Source organism: Arcobacter arenosus, assembly GCF_005771535.1.
In the GTDB taxonomy this organism is placed as follows: Bacteria; Campylobacterota; Campylobacteria; order Campylobacterales; family Arcobacteraceae; genus Halarcobacter; species Halarcobacter arenosus.
In genome coordinates this window covers 70,594-89,458 of sequence record NZ_VANU01000006.1, presented here as the reverse complement: position 1 = coordinate 89,458, position 18,865 = coordinate 70,594, and the positions used below count along the sequence as shown (strand labels likewise).

18 protein-coding genes and 1 tRNA gene are annotated in these 18,865 nt (G+C 23.7%); 5 read left to right on the top strand and 14 right to left on the bottom strand.

Translation table 11 applies throughout. The annotated features are described in order from the left end of the window. The first annotated feature begins 66 nt into the window (after positions 1–66). From FDK22_RS13245 to FDK22_RS13235, 3 genes are all read left to right on the top strand, one after another. Positions 67–642 carry a class II aldolase and adducin N-terminal domain-containing protein gene (locus FDK22_RS13245; protein ID WP_138153459.1) on the top strand — a complete coding sequence of 192 codons (576 nt, stop codon included), beginning with the start codon at positions 67–69 and terminating at the stop codon, positions 640–642. A 118-nt stretch (positions 643–760) separates the two neighbouring features. After that, the gene (locus FDK22_RS13240) at positions 761–1,036 is read left to right on the top strand and encodes an HU family DNA-binding protein (RefSeq protein ID WP_138153458.1); all 276 of its coding nucleotides are present in this window, start codon (positions 761–763) and stop codon (positions 1,034–1,036) included. A 258-nt stretch (positions 1,037–1,294) separates the two neighbouring features. Then, positions 1,295–1,380: transfer RNA gene (locus FDK22_RS13235), tRNA-Leu, on the top strand. A gap of 92 nt (positions 1,381–1,472) precedes the next feature. Here the strand turns inward: FDK22_RS13235 and FDK22_RS13230 are convergent. From FDK22_RS13230 to FDK22_RS13210, 5 genes are all read right to left on the bottom strand, one after another. Continuing rightward, the gene (locus tag FDK22_RS13230; RefSeq protein WP_138153457.1) at positions 1,473–1,754 is read right to left on the bottom strand and encodes a hypothetical protein; all 282 of its coding nucleotides are present in this window, start codon (positions 1,752–1,754) and stop codon (positions 1,473–1,475) included. After that, positions 1,751–2,293 carry a hypothetical protein gene (locus FDK22_RS13225; protein ID WP_138153456.1) on the bottom strand — a complete coding sequence of 181 codons (543 nt, stop codon included), beginning with the start codon at positions 2,291–2,293 and terminating at the stop codon, positions 1,751–1,753. Before FDK22_RS13225 ends, FDK22_RS13230 begins: the two co-directional genes overlap by 4 nt. Before the next feature lie 198 nt (positions 2,294–2,491). Then, positions 2,492–3,157: a S24 family peptidase gene (locus FDK22_RS13220; protein ID WP_138153455.1), complete on the bottom strand. Its 666-nt coding sequence runs from the start codon at positions 3,155–3,157 to the stop codon at positions 2,492–2,494. A gap of 170 nt (positions 3,158–3,327) precedes the next feature. Then, positions 3,328–5,385: an McrB family protein gene (locus tag FDK22_RS13215; protein WP_138153454.1), complete on the bottom strand. Its 2,058-nt coding sequence runs from the start codon at positions 5,383–5,385 to the stop codon at positions 3,328–3,330. Continuing rightward, positions 5,375–6,505, bottom strand: a complete 1,131-nt coding sequence (locus FDK22_RS13210) for an McrC family protein (protein ID WP_228711721.1) — start codon at positions 6,503–6,505, stop codon at positions 5,375–5,377. Before FDK22_RS13210 ends, FDK22_RS13215 begins: the two co-directional genes overlap by 11 nt. A gap of 200 nt (positions 6,506–6,705) precedes the next feature. Between FDK22_RS13210 and FDK22_RS13205 the strand changes: the two genes are divergently transcribed. Next, positions 6,706–7,998 carry a DNA polymerase Y family protein gene (locus FDK22_RS13205; RefSeq protein ID WP_138153452.1) on the top strand — a complete coding sequence of 431 codons (1,293 nt, stop codon included), beginning with the start codon at positions 6,706–6,708 and terminating at the stop codon, positions 7,996–7,998. Between the two features lie 61 nt (positions 7,999–8,059). Here FDK22_RS13205 and FDK22_RS13200 read toward each other — a convergent pair whose 3' ends face one another. Both FDK22_RS13200 and FDK22_RS13195 read right to left on the bottom strand, forming a co-directional pair. After that, positions 8,060–8,404: a DNA-binding protein gene (locus FDK22_RS13200; RefSeq protein ID WP_138153451.1), complete on the bottom strand. Its 345-nt coding sequence runs from the start codon at positions 8,402–8,404 to the stop codon at positions 8,060–8,062. Next, positions 8,401–8,823, bottom strand: a complete 423-nt coding sequence (locus FDK22_RS13195; RefSeq protein WP_138153450.1) for a response regulator transcription factor — start codon at positions 8,821–8,823, stop codon at positions 8,401–8,403. Before FDK22_RS13195 ends, FDK22_RS13200 begins: the two co-directional genes overlap by 4 nt. 96 nt (positions 8,824–8,919) lie before the next feature. Here FDK22_RS13195 and FDK22_RS13190 point away from each other — a divergent pair, with 96 nt between their 5' ends. Further along, positions 8,920–9,240, top strand: coding sequence for a hypothetical protein (locus FDK22_RS13190; RefSeq protein ID WP_138153449.1), 321 nt, complete (start codon positions 8,920–8,922; stop codon positions 9,238–9,240). Positions 9,241–9,263: 23 nt separating this feature from the next. On the opposite strand, the gene FDK22_RS13185 is transcribed toward FDK22_RS13190, so the two are convergent. From FDK22_RS13185 to FDK22_RS13155, 7 genes are all read right to left on the bottom strand, one after another. Next, on the bottom strand, positions 9,264–9,929 hold the full coding sequence (locus FDK22_RS13185; RefSeq protein WP_138153448.1) for an endonuclease: 666 nt from the start codon (positions 9,927–9,929) through the stop codon (positions 9,264–9,266). A gap of 23 nt (positions 9,930–9,952) precedes the next feature. Next, entirely contained in the window at positions 9,953–11,140 is a 1,188-nt protein-coding gene (locus tag FDK22_RS13180; protein WP_138153447.1) for a GP88 family protein, read from the bottom strand. Then, positions 11,128–13,023: a DUF2075 domain-containing protein gene (locus FDK22_RS13175; RefSeq protein WP_138153446.1), complete on the bottom strand. Its 1,896-nt coding sequence runs from the start codon at positions 13,021–13,023 to the stop codon at positions 11,128–11,130. Before FDK22_RS13175 ends, FDK22_RS13180 begins: the two co-directional genes overlap by 13 nt. Next, complete coding sequence (locus FDK22_RS13170; protein WP_138153445.1) at positions 13,020–13,364, bottom strand: nucleotide pyrophosphohydrolase; 345 nt, start codon at positions 13,362–13,364, stop codon at positions 13,020–13,022. Before FDK22_RS13170 ends, FDK22_RS13175 begins: the two co-directional genes overlap by 4 nt. A 55-nt stretch (positions 13,365–13,419) precedes the next feature. Beyond that, the gene (locus FDK22_RS13165) at positions 13,420–14,076 is read right to left on the bottom strand and encodes a hypothetical protein (protein ID WP_138153444.1); all 657 of its coding nucleotides are present in this window, start codon (positions 14,074–14,076) and stop codon (positions 13,420–13,422) included. 29 nt (positions 14,077–14,105) lie between these two features. Further along, positions 14,106–17,267 (bottom strand): hypothetical protein, encoded by a 3,162-nt coding sequence (locus FDK22_RS13160; RefSeq protein WP_138153443.1) that lies wholly within the window; start codon positions 17,265–17,267, stop codon positions 14,106–14,108. Positions 17,268–17,380: 113 nt separating this feature from the next. Continuing rightward, a complete protein-coding gene (locus FDK22_RS13155; protein WP_171012998.1) occupies positions 17,381–18,757 on the bottom strand; it encodes a type IV secretion system DNA-binding domain-containing protein in 1,377 nt (458 codons plus the stop codon). Positions 18,758–18,865: the final 108 nt, after the last annotated feature.

The window sequence follows — 18,865 nt, the reverse complement described above, 5'->3', positions numbered from 1 at the left end:
ATTTAGTATTTTAATCGCTATTTGATATAATATTCTACCCAAAATTTTATTTAAGGTTTTTTAATAATGATTGATCCAAATACTGTAAAACTTTTATCCAATTTATCTCTTACTATGTTTAGAAAAAATTTCTTTGGTATATATCATGGTGCAATATCTGCAAAAGTTGACCATAACTCATTTATTATAAATACATCAGATGCGATTTTTGATGAAATGGATGAAAGATCATTTTGTAAGCTAACAATGAATAAAAAAGATTATAGATGGAATATTGCAAGTATTGAATCAGATATACATTCAACTATTTATACTAATATCCACGAAGCAAAATATATTGCCTTTGGTGTTCCTATTTATACAACAGCTTATACCTTTGACCATGATGAAATTATATTAGATGATTATTTCGGTAAAACTACATTTGGTAAAATCAATATTTATGACCCTGGTAACTTCGACAGTTGGTATGATAGAAATGCTTTAGAGATTACAAAATACCTGAAAGAAACTAATAATCATGTAATGGTAATTAGAGGAATTGGTACATATGTATATGATAGAGACATAAATAATTTAGTTAAAAGAGTAGCAATTTTAGAGAACTCTTGCAGACTTTTAAGCATAAAATCATCATATTAATAACAATTTTTTCTATATTTATAGAAAATAAGTTATGAAAGCCCCTAGTTTTAGCTATTTCAAAGGAAATATACTATAAAGTTTACTGATATTTTAATCTTACACAAGGAGTTCTTCTATGAACAAAGCTGAATTTATTGATGCAGTTGCAGCAAAAGCTGGTTTATCTAAAAAAGATGCTAAAGGTGCAGTTGACGCTGTATTAGATACTATTACTGAGACTTTAGTAAAAAAAGAAACTGTTAGTTTCATCGGATTTGGTACTTTTAGTACTGCTGATAGAGCTGAGAGAACTGCAAAAGTTCCTGGAACTGACAAAACTGTTACAGTACCAGCAACAACTGTAGCAAAATTCAAAGTTGGTAAAGCTTTAAAAGAAGCAGTAGCTAAATAATTACTACTTCTTAATAATTATAAAAAGGGTCTATCGAAAGATAGGCCCTTTTTTAATTCCTAATTTTTTAAAAATTAAACATAAATTAATTAAATAACGGATAAAATTTCATCCTTAATTTATTAGGTGCCGCTATGGTGAAATTGGTAAACACGCCGGATTCAAAATCTAGTTATTAATTAGCATGAGACACTAATAAATAGTGCGTTTAAAGACATAGGACACAATTTAGGGACACAAATTAATTAAACCTTTCAAGCCGCTATGGAGAAATTGGTAGACTCGAGAGATTCAAAATCTCTTGCTCTTTGAGCGTGTCGGTTCGAGTCCGACTAGCGGTACCATTAGATAATATACACTTTATTTAAATAAATATAAAATCTTAAATTAAGTATTTGCTAATTAATTTGAGAGTCAAGCTCATTAAATCATAAATTTATTTTTTGATATTACTAATTTCAGAATCATCTATAATCCAATCTTTTTGAATTTTATACGAATTACGAATTCTTCCATTAATTTTTTTTGTCACTAAATTTTTAATTCTTTGTAACTTAATTAATTGATCTTTTGAAAAGACTTTTGAGTCATAATTATTAAAAGTATGAATATTTATCATAGATTCTGAGTTTGATTCAAGTTTGTTTCTAAATACTACTCTTTTTATTGGAGTATTTTGACTTTTTTCTTTTAGTTTTATTGAAACTTTTTTCTTCATACTAACTCCTCTTTGAAAATTATACCAAAGATTTCTGAAATTGCTAAATTTCTATGATATAAACTTTTGCGAGTATAAGGATAAGTTAGAGAAAGTTCATCTACTAATTGTTTCCCGATTTTTTCCACTTCCTCTTTTTCTATTGCTATGTGTCCCTCATATGAAGCTATATATGTTCTATCTGCTGAAACTACTCTAACTTCATTTATTTGATCAAAAGTAAGTAGAATTGTTAAGTCTGCAATACTATGAGAGGTATAACTTGGATGATTATGAATATTAATATATTTTTCATCTCGTTTCATTTTTGACTTATAACTACTTAAAGGACATCTATTATAATCACCTTCAACTATACCCAATCTATTACCTGTACTTATTTCAATCATTTGACAACATTCTTTTCCAGTATTTGAATATATTTTAAGTATTTCATTTTCATCTTCTGCATATTCTCCTACTGTTCTTTTTCTTAGTTCTTCAATAGTTTCAGGCCTCAATTCAGCTTCAACAATATCTTCAGAAAATAAATCATCCATTAAATAACCTTTTAATTTAAACAATAATTTTTTAATAATTAAATATATTTTAATTTTTACTTAATTATTTAAACCTCTCTTTATGAAAAAGCATCTTATCTTTTTTAATCAATCTATCTTTAAAAAAAGCATATAAGAAAATTCCACATAAAAAAATAGATAAATAAATTAAACTCTCAATCATATTTTATCTCACTTTTAATTAGCTCTTACAGCTATTACCTTTCCTATTATAGTTACTTCATCACAATAAAATATTTCTGGTAAATATAGTTTGTTATATGATAGAAGTTGAATCTTTTTTAATTCTTCTATTAATATTACTTGTTTTACTAATATCCCATTTGGAGTATTAACAACATAAACATCATCTTCATTCAATTTAGGAGTTATAGATGTTTTATCAATAAAAACAATTGAATTATCTTTGATAACTGGTTCCATTGATTCACCTGTTACATTTAATGCTTCAATATGCTTTGCTTTTTCTATTCCTCCAAGTCTTTTTATTGTGTTTAAATCTAAATCTAAATATTCACAATTTTCTTCATCATTAAATGCTCCACCACCAGCAGAACTATTTACATTTTTAAAGTATTTAACACTAATAATCTTATCTGTAGTTTTATGAAGTGATTCTGGCATTTGATCAAATAGTATATAGTTAATTACAATGTTCTCTTTTGCACAGAAATTTATAATTGGCTGTAAAGGTATCTTATTTTCAGTTTTAGATCTACTATAATGTTCAGTTGATATCTCTAAAGCTTTTGCTATATCTTTATCAAAAACTCTACAATCATTCTTTTCTTGTAGATAAACTCTTATTTTTTGCATTACTGATTCAAAGTTACTACTTATCATTTTAAACCTTTTTCTGTTGATTTTAGTATTTTAACTAAATAAAAAAAAAAGATTAAAAATATTGCAGATTGCAAATATTTAAAATATATTTTTCTATCAAACTCTAATGTTTCTAAATTATGATAAATGATAAATTTACTTTTAGTTTCATAATATTATAACTTATTTATTTAATTATAATTATCTTCAAATCCAATTATTTTTAATGCAATTTTTAATTTTTCTTCATCACCATAGTAATACTCCTCTAGTAATGGCTTAATTTTATATTCTTTAACAAAGTCTAAATCTGACTCAGGTATATTCATGAAATAACTATGTCCTATTTGATACTCTTCACCTAAGTCTTTTTTAATTTGTTCATTAAGTTTTACAAATTCATTTGAAAAACCTTTAATTACTAAATCAGTATTTGGTAACATTTTAAGAAAGGTAAATCTTCTTCTCAAAGCAACGTCAATTAATGCAATGGATTTATCTGTAGTATTCATAGTTCCAATAATATAAAGATTTGATGGTACTTTAAATTTTTCTTTTGAATAAGGAAGAGTAACTTCATAATTATCTCTTTTTGATTCTTCAATAAGTGTAATTAATTCTCCAAATATTTTTGAGATATTACCTCTATTAATTTCATCAATTACTAAAAAAAAGTTTTTACCATTAATGTAGTTAATTTCTTCAATAAATGATTTACATAAATTATATATGATTAAATTATTCCCTCCATAAAACTTATCAAAATATAATCTTAAATTTTCTATTTTTCTATTTTTTATTTCTTCTAATGTAATATTACCATTATTGATATTTTCTAAAAGTTCTAATATCATTTTTTTTGATATTTGTATTAAATTATCACTATTATTTTCTTCATCTTTTAAAAATATATCTTCATTGGTAATTTTTTCTATTCTAAATATTCGATGCTCACTTTTAAACATTCGATTAATAATTTTTTCTTCATTTAAGTTAACTTTAGAAGAAGCTGAATTAGAAATATTTTTAAATATTCCATCTTTTAAATAAATTTTTCCTTCCTCATTTGGTCTAAAACCTTCAATGAAATCTTCATATCCAAAGCTTTGATGAAATGTTATGAACTCAACTCTTTTTTCATTTTTTATATTTAAAAATATTTCATTTGAATCATCGTTATATTCATTTTTTTTTATTGAATCAAATATTTCTTTTTGAGATTTACCCTCTTCTATTAAAGAAATTAACTTTTTATAATTATGAGTTTTACCAACACCGGGTGCACCATAAAGAATTATGTTTTTTATTAAGTTTTTATTACTCTTTATGAGGTTCCCTTTATCAATATATTTTTCTTCTAATTTATCTAAATTCTTTATAAAAATTATGTATTGTTTTAATCCATTACTCGGATCAGTATTCTGGTGTCTTTTATTGTATTCTTCTAAATCACCTTTTTCTAATCTATTCAAAATTATGTTTAAAAGTTCTATATCATCAATTCTAAAAATGCTTTCATTTATAATATCTTTCAGTCTAGTTAGTTCTCTAAAATATGATGTTTTAGTTCCTTCCGCGTATTTAGAACCATTTTGTTGAAGAATCATATCGCCAAACCAATATTTTTTAAATTCTTCTTCATAATCTTTTTTTGAAGCAACTGTTCTGGAACTTAAATAATTAGTAAGTTTTTCAGACAAAAATTTTAATATCACTTTGAAATATTTAGTATCTTCAAACTCATTATTTCCTTTGTATTGAAAATACAATGCAGCATATCTATCATAAGATGTATCTAAAAATTCATTTCTTTCAAATTTCGAAAAAATTACTGAATCATATATTCCAACTAAATTAAAAATTTCATTCACTTGTTCTTTAATAAAATTAAAAATATTCTCATTTTCTTTTTGTCTGTTACCACTAAACTCTTGTGTAGTACCACATTGAATTTTAATTCCTCGAATATCTACACCAAGCCATATTGAATAACCTGTATATTCTTTAATATCAGTATTATTTATCTTAAATTGATTCCAGAAATACTTTTTATAATTTCCACTATTTTGCCATCTATTATCAAGTCCAATTGGACTTAAATTCTCTGGACAAACTAATTCTGTAAACTTATTAAAATCTCTCAACAAGTTTTTAAAATCTTCTTGATATTCTGGTTTTGAATTAATATTTAATCCAATAATATTCCCATTATTGTTTTCAGTAACTTTTTCAAAAAGCTCAAAATTCATTCATTTTCTCCAATCTATTTTTTATCTCTTCTGTATATTCTTTATATCCATCATCTTCAAATTTCAAATCAATACTTTTAATTTTTAAATTCACTAAATTATAATCTTTCCCAAGTCTCAAATCTTCATCAACATCCAAGATATGTTTTGGATATAAAAGTATGGTATCTCTAATATTAAAATTTATTCCATAGGTAAACATCTGATATTTATCATGAGTTTTTAAATCATCTTTATTTTTAACTAATTTATATTTTGTATCAATTATTTGAGTTTCTGTTTTAATATCTGGTTTTAATTTTAAATTCCCAAAGTTTCTTTCACATTGCAATAAAGTTGAAGAATCTATTTCTTTATAAAGATTTCCTATAAACTTTTCAAACACTTCACTCATATCAAATAAAAATGCAAAACTTTTTTGAGTTGAATTATTAACTAATGGTGAAAGCTTTTTTAATATCATCATAGCAATTTCATAAGACTTTTCAAATCTTTGGTTTAACCTATCAAATTTAAAATTGATCCTATTTATATCTATATGAGAATAATAAACTTCATCAAAAACGGAATCACACTTATGTAAATTTGAATAAGAAGAGTATCTTTTAAATATTTTGATTGCATATAAAAAGAATTTGTTTAGTTCATTATCAGTTGAAAATTCATCAAATTCACAATAAATATTCATATGATAAAAGTTTTGAAAGTTTTTCTCAATAAGATACTTACCTCTTAATACTTTTAAGTTCTCTTCTCTTGTTATATATGTTTTATAAATACCTCTTTTTAATTCATGAAGTAATGAATCAGCAAAGAATCTGATAAAAAGTTCAAGATATTTAAAATTTGTGTTTTGTAAATTTGCAATATCAGGATTTGATATTTTTATATCATAAGCTTTTAAAAGCATATATATGAATATATTTAGATTTTGTTCTTCTTTATTTGAGATTTTTGGAATGATGAAATAGTTCTCATTTTCTATTGATAAAAAACCACATCTATTTTTTGGTTTAATTCTATTGAAGTTTATTTCAAAATGTTCATGTAATGATTTATTTTCTTTGATATAGGATTCTAAGGATTTTGTAATATTTTGATTTTCAAATAGATAATTCATCATTTTCTTTTATAATCTTTTAGTTGATTTATAATACTCTTATTTACTAAAAAAGAGATTATTTCATAAATTAGTATACAGAATTTTCAATATAATATAATGTCTACTTATAAAAATAAATTAACCTTCATATCAATTTTCTACTAAATTATATACAAATTGCAATATATTTTCAATAAATTATTACAAGGTGTAATAAAATGAAGATACATTTAGATTTAGACTGTTACTTTGTAAGTGCAGAAAGAACAAGGTATCCTTTTTTAAAAGGGAAAAATGTAGTAGTTGTTAAAAGCTCTGATAATAAGATATTTTCAAATAAAAACAAAGATGGTGTTTTATTAAATGATAGTGGTGCTTTTAATTCAGTATTAGAGTTTAGAAACAATTATGATGCAAATAATATATTAGGTGCTTGGAGAAAAGAGTTTATAAGTGATGAAGGTTATATACATGGAATTGTAATAGCAAAATCATATGAAGCAAAGAAATATGGAATAAAAACAGGAACACCATTAAAAGAAGCCTTAGTCTTATGTCCTAATTTATTAATACTTCCTTCAGATCATTTATATTATCAAACCCTTTCTCAAAAGCTAAAGGAGTATTTAGAATATCATATACCTGTATTAGAACAATATTCAATAGATGAGTTCTTTGGAGATTTAAATGGTTGGATAAAAGATGAAGATACATTAGATTTTATTACAAAATTAAGAGATGATATATTAAGAATATTTGATCTTCCTATTACTATTGGAGCATCTAAATCAAAATGGATAGCAAAATTTCTAACTGATACAGTAAAACCATTTGGAGTAACTGCAGTTCCCCAAGAAAAAGTATTTGATACAACAGATCATATTGATGTAAATGATTTCCCTGGTATTGGACGTGCTTTATCTAAAAGATGTGATTACTTTAAAATTAAAACATTAGGTGAATTAAGAGCAAAACCAAGATTCTTTGAACCATATGGTAAGACTGGACGTGATTTATATAAAAGGATTTGTGGAATTGATAATGAAAAGGTAATTGCTTATTCTGATAGAAGAGGAATTGGTATAAGTAGAAACTTTGTAGCAATTTTAGATAGGAATGAAGTATTTAGAAGAGTAATGGTTTTAGCAAGGTATTTATCATATACAATTACAAAGTTAAAATTAAACCCAACAACTTTTTATTTTAAAATTAGATATGAGTATGGAGGAAAAGCATCTCAATCAATTACTTACAATAGATTGTTTAATGAAAGATTTTTAATAGATTTAGCACAAGAGATGATAAAGAAGTTAGATTTTCATATAAATCATAAGATTCATTTTATAGCCATATCTGCTTCAAATTTTATTAGTCGAGCAAATCAAAAGACATTATCTTTAGTTGATTTAGAAAGGGATAGTAAGTTTAAATCTTTAAATGAAAAGCTTGAAAAAGTGAGAGATAAATATGGTGTTGATGTTGTTAGGTATGGGAGAGAATTTGAGGTTTAAAAGTTACCCAATTCAAATTGGGTAATTTTATCTTTCTATAAAGATTATCTATTTTATCTTCTTATTTAATCTGTGAACTATTCTCTACTATAATTTGAGGTACACCTTTATACTCATCAATATAACCAGTAACACAAATGTTTTTATATTTAAACATACTTTCTGGATTCCCACTAAAACTATTTCTACTTCTTTCAAAGATAACAGCTGTAAACAATTGATTTGGATATGGCAAATCAAAGTTTAAAAAGGTGGGTGCTCCATTTGATGATTTAGCGTAATAAGTTCCTACAACTTTTCCACAAACAGTTTTTTCTAGTCCTATGTAATTACTTGCTTCACTTGAAGATATTGAAGAAGCAAATAGGGATATGCTAAAAGTTAGTAACAGTAAAATCTTTTTCATTTATTTCCTTTTGGTATATTTAAAGAATAACCTTTATTTGAATAGTTTTCAAATAGTTCATAAAAGGTTTTTGTTCTTATTTTATTAATTATATTTCTAATAGTATAAACTGTTGCATTGTCTTTCTTCCATACTTTTTCTCTTATCTCATCAATTGTAAATATTTTAGTAGTATCTTGAAGTAGTGTTAATACAAGTTTTTTCTCTAACTTTGTAAATGTAATTTCATTTTTTTTTGAATCAAAGAATCTATTTAGATAACTATCATAGTAAAAGCCTTTACCTAAATTAATTGTTGAATTTATATCTGAATCAATTAACTTTTGAATGTATTGTTCAAGTGTAAGTTTTTCTTGTTCTAATTTCTTTTTTATTTTAGTAGAATCTTTTTTAGTTAGTTGGTAGTCAATATGTAACATAGCTATTTCCTTTGATAACAAAAAATATTATAACTAAAGAATGTCTCCTAAATATCTCATTCTAATTTAAATTAAAAGATTTGCTATAATTTTTCTATGAAAACATTATTCAGATATTTAAAGATTGCTATTGTTAGTGGTGCTATTAGTTTTGCATTAATATCAATTACAATTAATTTCATGGATAAAAGAATTAAAGAAGAGTTACCCAACTTTATGAATGCTTCTGAGGATATAAAAATATTAACTGATACTTTGAGTTTATGTACAGGTTTGATGCTTTCTAATCCAATTAAACAAAACCATGAAACTTGTAAATTAATAAGCAGTAAGTTAGAAGTGAAAGTAGAAAAGTTAAAAGAGGATAATCCTTACATTAACTTTTACACTACTTACATAAAAAGACAAGAGTTTTAATTTATATAAGGGTTTAAATTCCCTTATAGTTTTTCTACTCTTTTATTCTTGATTCTCTCCCAATCACTAATTGGGTCAAGTTTATTCCAAACTTCCATCATCTTTCTTTCTTGTTTAGATAGATTAACTTTATACTTATCACTCATATAAAAATAGATTCTTGCGATATCACCTCTTATATCTTCTTTTACATAAGCTCTTTTACCTTTGAAGTCTACTTGGAATTCACAATTACCATATTGTTCTTTTATAGGATTATTAGCACCATATCTATAATTACTTCTATCTCCATTTATTTCTCCAATTGCAGGAACTAAGTTATGCATATCTGCTTCCATTTCATTAAAGGTTTTATCACTCTTACAAGCTTTTCTTCCACCATCTCTCCAGCATTGTAGATGTCTTCCAAAGTTGTGTGCAGGCATTACATGTTCCCATTCAATTCTCTCAGCTCTTGTATTTACTTTACCTGATTTATAAAATGGTTTTCTTGGACTGTAATACTTTTCATCTTTAATAATTAAAGCTTTTTGTTTACCATTATCATCTTTTATTTCATATGGATTAGAACAATAGAATGTGATTTGATTATCATAGTAAACTTTTTTTAGTAAGTCTTTTTTAGATTTAGAAAAAGAAGCTGCATTTAAAAGAAATGGAATGGTAAATAGTAGTAGAAATAGTTTCATTATAGTTTATCTCCTCATTTTAATTATTGTATAATATCATCATTAACTTCTAAAATATTTTTTAAATCTCCAATATCTTTTAATACAAAAGGAGATGACTCTATTTCTTCTCTCTTCGAAATATTATTACTAGGACTTACAGCTTCAAGTAATATTAATTTTTTTGATTTACAATTTAGTTCATCAATTAATCTAAAGTCAGATAAGTCGCCATCAATTAAACTATAATCTAAATATTTCTTATTCAATAATAATTTATCTTTGAAGTCTTTCTTAGTTATTAGACATAAAGTATTTACTCCTAAATGTTCTTTATTTTTTGCAATATGGATATCATAAGAATAAGTTAAATAATAATTACTAAATTTTGATGCACTTTTTCTTTGTGTAGAATTATATTTTGTGTAGTCATAGAAAATTATACCTGAAAATATTTCAAAAATTTTATACTCTTTTCCAATAATAAGTTCTTTATTTATAGGAGTTTCTAAATCAATAATCTTTTCTAAATAATACTTATTAACAATATTCTTCTCATATAAATGAGTTTTGTTAAATTTTGAAATCTCTTCTTTCAAATTATGTGTAATTGAAATATTAATATTTTCCCACAATATATCAGAATAACCATTTAATCTTATTACTGGATTTTTTAACCTAATAAATTTTAAAATATCTAAACATAAATTTTCTAAAAAAATATCAGTTTTATACAAAAAAGTTATTGTTTTAAGTAATTTAAAAAATATTCCATTATCATTCTTGAAAGTTATTTTTTCTTTTTCTTTTGATATGTTATAACCTAAACAAAAATTTTCACATGTTCCAGACATTATACAAATATCAACTTTAGAAGATAATTTAGGTGCAAGTGATAACATTCCAATTCTGAATTGGTCATTATTTTTATAATGAAAGCGAGAAATATTTTTTTCAATATCATTTTTGGTTTTTTTAATTTTTTGTTCAGTATGTTTTTCTTGTATTAAATTGAACTTCAAATTTAAAATTTCATCTTCTTTTAATTCACATACCTTTTTTTTAAATGTTTTAACATATGATTTAGAATATTGTTTTATATCTAATAAGTTTGATAAAAGTTCAGATAAATTGATTTTTTGTTTTTTTATACCAATTCTTGTTTTAATATGAATTTCTTCCTTAGATGAAAAAGAGTCTTTTGTTATACTAAAGTCACTTAGTGAATACATTGTAAAACCTTTTTTAGTTGTACAATTAGTTTTTTGTCTTCACAATATATATAACAACCTTTCATTCCCCTAGACATTAACGTTCTATATGTATTTTTAATGATCTTATTGACCTTAGTTTCTATCTCAATTACTCTTTGAATATCGTTTGATTTTATAGCTTCTTTTAGTCTAGTCTTATAACCTTTTAAAGATTGGTCAGTTCTTGCTCTGTTTATTGGATTAGTAACTATTTTTCCATCTTCATAAGTTAAATCATCACCAATAATTACTCCTATATAATCTACTTCTAATCCTTGACAAGTATGAATACATCCAATTTGTTCAACTGATTCAGGTTTAATAATCCAAAGGCTTCCATCTGTATTTAAATTCCATTGCATTTCAAATCCATATTCAGGAATATGAATGTCCATTTGATTTTTATCTTTTTTACTGTCCCAGTTCCAACAATAACCAGCAACTAGTCTTGCTTTATTATTGATTTTGTTCTTTTTATATATTGCATCTCTTAAATCATTTGGATTATCAAATATTTTAAAATCATATTCATTTAAATCTAACGTGGTATTTGCAGTTTCTCTAATCTGTAGAACATTATCAAGCCAAGCTAAATATCCATCAGAACCATTACATCTAAACTGTGAAGTTAATTCCATAACTTCTACATTTGCATTGTAATACTCTGCCCATTTTCTTATTTCAGATTCTTCACCGATATCATTAAATGTAACAGTTTGATCCTCATCTAAAAAGAATATTACTGATTTAGAAGAGTAAATAGACTCTTTTATTTGATTCTCTCCTAAATTTCCATATAGTCCAGACTTTTCATTCATTCTATGTGCTTCATCAATAATAAGACAATCATATGAATTTTCAACACAGTCAACAAATGAACCTGAACCAGTAAATAAATTAGATATTTCTGTTTTCTTTAACGTACCAGTTAGTTTTGATTCATATACAGTTCTAGGAGCAGCATTTTTACTTACATATCTAGAGTTAAAACCTTTTTTTGTAAGTTCGGCTAATAAATTAATTGCAATAACTGACTTTCCAGTACCTGGCCCACCATGAACGATAAGTACATTTTTATTTCTTTTATCAGATTTTCTAGCTAATTGTAATGCAGTTTCATAAACAATTTTTTGGTTATCTATCATTGTAAATTCATCATTACCTTTAATCATAGAACTTATTGAATCAGCTAAAGTTTTAGAAGGTCTTATTTTACTATTATCAATTCTACTCATTACATCATTTTTATCGCCATTAGAAATATGTGATGATATAAAATCAATTAAAGAACTTCTTTCACCTTTAATAAATACTGGTGCTTTTGATAGATAGTTTCCATAGAATTCATTTTTTAATACATTATCATTAGTGTAGTTATGTAAATAAGCACATGGAATTAATTTAATGTTTTCAACTTCAACAACTTTATTAAAACCTTCAAGTAGTTTTACATAAGACCATGCCTGATAAGAAGGATGAGTAGTTTCTCTAAGACCTTTATTTAAAAAAGTTTTTATAATTCCATCTTTTGAAGTAAGTTCAGCTTCACTCCATTGTTTTAACTCAATGATTACAACTTTATCAACATTGTTTTTATCTTGACCAGAAATTATGATATCAATTCTATTCCCAGTTCTTGGGATATTGTATTCTATTGAAACATTTGAGTCATTAGGGATTTTATCACTATATAAAACTTTGGCCATTTCATTTAATGAGTTTTTCCAAGATATATACTCATTCTTCGCTGTTTTTCTACCTAAGCTAACTTCAACTGCATTAGCAATAATATCTTCAATTTCAATATCATTAACTAATACATCTTCTAAAAATTGTTTTTTTGTTTTTTTATAAACTATCATAGTTCAGTATACTTTTTTGCAGAACCTTTAACTTTTGCTACAGGATACTTTTCTTCATTTTTTTTCATTTTTTCAATAATTGCTTCATCTAAATTAATGTTTAGTTTCATACATATTCTAAGTAAATATATAGCTATATCAGCAACTTCTTCTTTTGCATGTTGTTTTTTTGATTCATTTAGATTGTAAGATTGCTCTTCTGTAAGCCACTGAAATATTTCAACTAACTCTGAAGCTTCTACACTTAATGCCATAGATAGATTTTTAGGAGAATGGAACTGTTCCCAGTCTCTTTCTTCTGAGAATTTCTTTAATATAGATTTTAATTTTTCAATATTCAATATTTTTCCTTTATTCCAAATTTCTTAATTTTCTTAAATAAAATATGTCTTATTTTCATTCTATAACTTTTACAGAATCTGTAATTATTCCTTTTGGATTAATAATACATAATTCTTCACTTTGATGATGTGAAAATGCATAAATATGACTCTTAAAAACTTCACATTTTAAGACAATTCTATCTAAATTTTTATCTTCTTCTTGCTCTAATTCATATGCAAAATATCTTGCTTTTTCAATATCTAATGACCAAGATTGACCAAAGTCTAAAATATTTCCTTCTGATTCTATAATACTAGTACCTCTATAAATTTCTACAATATCAGGTAAATTGTTAAAAGTTTTTTTATCTGATTCTGTCATTAAATGATACAAATTTTTAGTTATCTTTGGAAGTGGTTCCCAACTTTCTGATTCATTATAAAGGTATAGTTCTAACAATCCACCTGTTTTATAGATTTTAAAAGCTCTAATTAAAATATGTAATGTTTCATAAGTTTCTTCTGATAGTACACCATATTTATCAATAAACTTACATACATCTTCAATAAATTGTTCTCTATCAGTAAGTATCTCATAATTTAATAAATAATCACCAACTTCTTCAAAAATATAATCTAAACCATCAGAATAAAGTGAAATTCTTTTTTGATAAACTTCAACATCAACACACATTTCATTTATAATAAAATTTCTAACATTTAATGTCATTAATAAGCCTTTTAATATAATTGTGTATTTTATACATTCTCTTCAGCTAATGTATATTTGTAGCAATCATAGTTACTATTAAAAATAGATTCAATTGAATATTCAATTTGTAATAAACCAGAATTTGTCTTATCTTCATACTCCATAAATTTAAGGTCTACGAAATATTTATTATCAAATACTTTAATTTCAACTTGTTTAAATATGTCTAAATTTATCAATAAACAAAAATCTATTTTAAAATTATAAATTGAGTATACAGGAGTATCATTAATGTGGCATAAATAATCATTTTCAATTGTATTTGCATTTTTAACTGTAAAAGGTACATTATCATTATTTTCCCATATTAATTTTCTTAAATAACTTCTTACTTTATTTGAGCCAATAAATATAATACTATTTTTAATTAGTATTTTATCTCTCAGGATATTTATAATTAAATCTTCTTCTGAAATAAATTCTTTGTTTTTATAATCAATTTTATTAAAAATATCTCTAAAAAGTTTTATATATACTTGTTTATTCATTAATTCAGAATATGTGTCTTCTTCATAAGATTTATTTATTTCATTACTTATTAAATCTCTTTTATTAATACCCTGAATATTTAATTTTAGTGATTCATATTTTGTTTCTTCAACTTCTATTACTGAATTAAATAACTTTAGTGGTAATATAGAATCATCTTTTTTAAATGCACTTTTTGACAGATATTTTTTTAGTTCAACAATTCGACTTTCATTAATAGGTGTATTATAAACTTCTTCTTCAGTTGCATCTTTAATCTTATCTATAATTGCATTTATAGATTTTTTATAATTATTAATTAAATCCAGAATATTTTCTGTATTTAAAAGTGCTTTCACCTTAGATTCTGTTTCAACTTCAAAAACCAATAATTCTTCTAAATATGATATTATTGAATCTCTGAAAGGAATATCTACTAATTCAGAAAAAATAAAATCATATAAAGAATCAGATATTTTAAATTCATTTTTTGAATTTGAAATAATTAAAGCAATAATACAATCTTTAACATTGGAGATATTCTCTCCTCCAAATCCAGAATAAATTCTTCCAGAGATATGTTCTTCTTCATGTATTCTGTTAAATTTTTTTATTAATTTTTTTGAGATACCATTATTTGTGATATTAGAAAAAGGATATAAATTAAGTAAGTATGTTTCTAAAATTTCCGACGCATAATTATTATTAAATACATTTGAAAAATCTTTTTCGTCTAAAGGTGTTATTTTATCTCCCTTTATCAATGAAAATATGATTTTTCTATCTAATGTTGTTAATTCATCTGAATTCTTATTGAAAATATAAGATGCAGTAATTACCTTTGACTGAAACCAAATATTTTTTAAAGCGATAGTAAATACATCTTCAAGTTTTTCTTCATTGTTATTTAATATAAATTTCAAAAGTTTTTCATCTTTCTCTTTTAAAAAAAATGAAGTTGATAAAATTTCTTTTTTCCAAAGATAATCAATATGTGTCTTTTTCATTGAAAATTGGTTAGAATACCAATTATTAACTATGTTAACACTCCAAATTGATGCATCATAATTTTTAAATTTAAGAGACTCAATAATTAGACTATTAGATAAAATAAGGTGATCGAATAAAACATTCGAGTAGTTAGAAATAATTTCCCAATTTTCTTCAAACTCACTATATTTACTACCCCAAGACTCCCATGAACCTATATATGTTTTTAAAAGACTGTTAAGATTAGAAATTTCTTTTCTTCTATTTTCTTTTAATAAATTAATCCATAAATCTACATGTAATTCCATCAATCCCTTTTGAATTTCATGATGAAGTTTCTCACCTTGTTTACTAAAAGAATAAGGATAAAAACTAGATAGACTTCTGTAAAAATAATCTTCTGATATTATTTTAGAAATAAGAATTTTATTCAATGAATAAAATTCACTTAATAGGTTATAATATAGTTTATGAGAGAAAAATGAATTATTAGATAGTAATAACCAATTATCGATTTTACCTTCATCATTAATGAATGAAGTTATACTAAATATAGTTTGTAAAAAATCTCGTAAAGTTTCTTCTTCATCATCAAAAAGTCTTTGATTATTTGAATTTATAGCTTTATCAATATTATTAAACAAAGAATTTACAATATTTTCAACATCATCATCTTCAAATGGATTATTAGAAATAAACTTGTAACTACGCCTAATTAAAAAATTTTCTATTACTGTAAATTTATCATTTTTAAGTAAAGCTAAGTCAAAATCTTTATAAGAATATCCATCAACTGTAGTTGGTAAAAAAAGCTCCATATTTTCCTTAATTAAAAAATATGAATTTCTAAACATCCATAACTTTATAGCTAGTGATAAAAAAGTAAAATTAATATCTAATAAATATTGTTTTTTTTTAAATTTTCTAGAAACTTTATCTAGGTTATCTTTAGATTTTTCAAAAAAATGAAAAGAGATTTTTTGATTTGCATTAATACTTGTTGGTAATAAACTTAATTTATCTGGAATTTTGGGAATCAAGGAATAAAGTCTTTTTCTAATTTCTTCTTCTAAAACTATATTTGTAGTATATTTTTTAATTATTTCATTTTGTTTAGTTTTGTTTATAAAATTAAATGTTGAATGAAGAAGCCAACTAAGTAATAATAAATTTAATAAAAACCAAAAACTGTAAATCAATGAAATTACAATACTTAATTCATCAATTAGAAAAGGTTTAAAGTAATTATCTAAAATTATAATTGCACTTAAAGAAAGTCCACTAAAGCCAACTAACATAAATCCTGAATATCTATTATAAATTTTCCACAAAGACTTATTTGCAATATCATCTTTAATAAGTACACCAACAAATCCAATAACTAAAGGAAAAATTACAGCTAATATCGTAAGTTGTCCATTAAATATAGTATCTTTAAAATCTAAATTTTTTTTAAAAAAAAGAAAGAAATCAATCACTTGAAAAAATCGTAATAATTCAAAAAGAATTGTTATACTAATAAATAATAAATAGAAAAATAGAAAATATTTAAATATTTGTAAAATATAATTTTTTGACCATGAAACAATATATGATTCTATAAAATCCCATTTAAGTTCTTTATAAATATTATTTTTATAAATTGAACCTTCTAATTCTTTTTCTATTTTCTTTTTAAGTGAGTTAAACAATGTCAATAATCCATATATTTTTTAATAATATTTTATCTAATTTTTATTAAATAAATAGATTTTATATTTTTTATTAATTATTATTTATATATAAATTGTAATTAAAATGAAACTCAATTTTTATCTTTATACTCTCTATAAAATCTAGATAAACTTTTTTTATCAAATACAAATGCTAAATTTCTCTTAACTGATTTTATTTCATTAGTATAGCCTTTGTAAAGTAATTTTTTAGATGGTATATATGTAATATGCTCAAATTTTTCAGCTAAACTATGAAACATAGTTGTATTTAGTAAATTTGTTTCCTCTGTATTAAAACTTTCATTATTATAAAAAGATTTATTATTCTTTTTTAAACTATCTTTCTTATATCTAACTTTTCCAACAGTTTTATTAATTATGTCTAAAGTATATGTATCTATTCCTTGAAAGAGGAACAAATAATTACTTGAATTTAATATTTTTTGTGTTAATTCTTCATATTTAGCCTTAGGAAAATATTGAATAGCAGTAATTAAACATCCTCCTTTACTTCTTATTCTTGTATGTAAACCTTCTAATGTTTCTTCATCTAAATTTTTTGCAAAAGTTAAATATTCATCTAAAAATAAACCTGTTAAATTTGCTTTATTATCAGGTCTTGATAAAAGTATGGATGCAAAAATTGCTATAAAAGCTGTAAAAAAAGGATTTAATTTACTTTTTAAATCATCCCTAGCTAACAAAAACAATTTACTATTATTTGTTATAATAAAATTACTAATCGTAAATGTTTTACATCCATTTTGAACTTTAAAATCCATGTATTCAATAAATTCAAATAAAAGTTTCATAGTTGATATAACATCATTTTCTGATTTAGAATTACTTTTTGAAACTTCGGAAAAATATCTTTTTAATTCTTTAACATAAATACTAAGTTTTTGTTTTGCATTCAATTCTGATTTTTTATATAATACTTCATAAAAAATATCCATATACCTTTCTTTTGTGGAAGCAGAAAAAAAATCTTTTTTATCTCCAGCAATTGAATTTAATAAGTTTGTGAAGAAGATTTCTACAATATAAGGATTTAATTCAGCTTCCTCAAAAGGATTCCAAATAGAAGATCTGGAATCATAAGGATTTAAGATTATATCTCTTTTACTTGAATAAAATTTTTGTGTAAAATCACCTTTAGAATCAAAGATAAGATACCTATTCATAGTATTTTGTTTTAATAAAGAATATAAGAATTCTGATTTACCACTTCCCATTTGTCCAAAAACTATAGTTGATTTTGTTAAATCTTTTGTATTAATTTTACATTTAAAATTTTCAAATTTTTTCCTCAAAGAAAAAAAATAAAATTTATTAATAACATCATCATCAAACTTAAAATTGTTTATATATAAATCCCCATACTTCAATCGTTCTTTTACAATTTTTGAAGATGTCCATTTATTTCCTTCAGTTTGTGAGAAAAAATTTGAATATGAACCCATCATCCATGACCTAAAAAAATAAACTCTATCATTGACTTTTTTATATTCAAAAATGTAATAAATATAAAATATATACTCGATTATAAAAAGTAATAGGTAGAAAAAAATAAA

Excerpts from the sequence above, each read along its gene's own strand:
- FDK22_RS13195 (WP_138153450.1), bottom strand. The coding sequence starts at position 8,823 with ATGTTACATATTGACTACCAACTAACTAAAAAAGATTCTACTAAAATA.
- FDK22_RS13200 (WP_138153451.1), bottom strand. The coding sequence starts at position 8,404 with ATGAAAAAGATTTTACTGTTACTAACTTTTAGCATATCCCTATTTGCT.
- FDK22_RS13230 (WP_138153457.1), bottom strand. The coding sequence starts at position 1,754 with ATGAAGAAAAAAGTTTCAATAAAACTAAAAGAAAAAAGTCAAAATACT.
- FDK22_RS13180 (WP_138153447.1), bottom strand. The coding sequence starts at position 11,140 with ATGTATTCACTAAGTGACTTTAGTATAACAAAAGACTCTTTTTCATCT.
- FDK22_RS13215 (WP_138153454.1), bottom strand. The coding sequence starts at position 5,385 with ATGAATTTTGAGCTTTTTGAAAAAGTTACTGAAAACAATAATGGGAAT.
- FDK22_RS13175 (WP_138153446.1), bottom strand. The coding sequence starts at position 13,023 with ATGATAGTTTATAAAAAAACAAAAAAACAATTTTTAGAAGATGTATTA.
- FDK22_RS13225 (WP_138153456.1), bottom strand. The coding sequence starts at position 2,293 with ATGGATGATTTATTTTCTGAAGATATTGTTGAAGCTGAATTGAGGCCT.
- FDK22_RS13220 (WP_138153455.1), bottom strand. The coding sequence starts at position 3,157 with ATGATAAGTAGTAACTTTGAATCAGTAATGCAAAAAATAAGAGTTTAT.
- FDK22_RS13155 (WP_171012998.1), bottom strand. The coding sequence starts at position 18,757 with ATGATGGGTTCATATTCAAATTTTTTCTCACAAACTGAAGGAAATAAA.
- FDK22_RS13165 (WP_138153444.1), bottom strand. The coding sequence starts at position 14,076 with ATGACATTAAATGTTAGAAATTTTATTATAAATGAAATGTGTGTTGAT.
- FDK22_RS13185 (WP_138153448.1), bottom strand. The coding sequence starts at position 9,929 with ATGAAACTATTTCTACTACTATTTACCATTCCATTTCTTTTAAATGCA.
- FDK22_RS13240 (WP_138153458.1), top strand. The coding sequence starts at position 761 with ATGAACAAAGCTGAATTTATTGATGCAGTTGCAGCAAAAGCTGGTTTA.
- FDK22_RS13210 (WP_228711721.1), bottom strand. The coding sequence starts at position 6,505 with ATGAATTATCTATTTGAAAATCAAAATATTACAAAATCCTTAGAATCC.
- FDK22_RS13245 (WP_138153459.1), top strand. The coding sequence starts at position 67 with ATGATTGATCCAAATACTGTAAAACTTTTATCCAATTTATCTCTTACT.
- FDK22_RS13205 (WP_138153452.1), top strand. The coding sequence starts at position 6,706 with ATGAAGATACATTTAGATTTAGACTGTTACTTTGTAAGTGCAGAAAGA.
- FDK22_RS13190 (WP_138153449.1), top strand. The coding sequence starts at position 8,920 with ATGAAAACATTATTCAGATATTTAAAGATTGCTATTGTTAGTGGTGCT.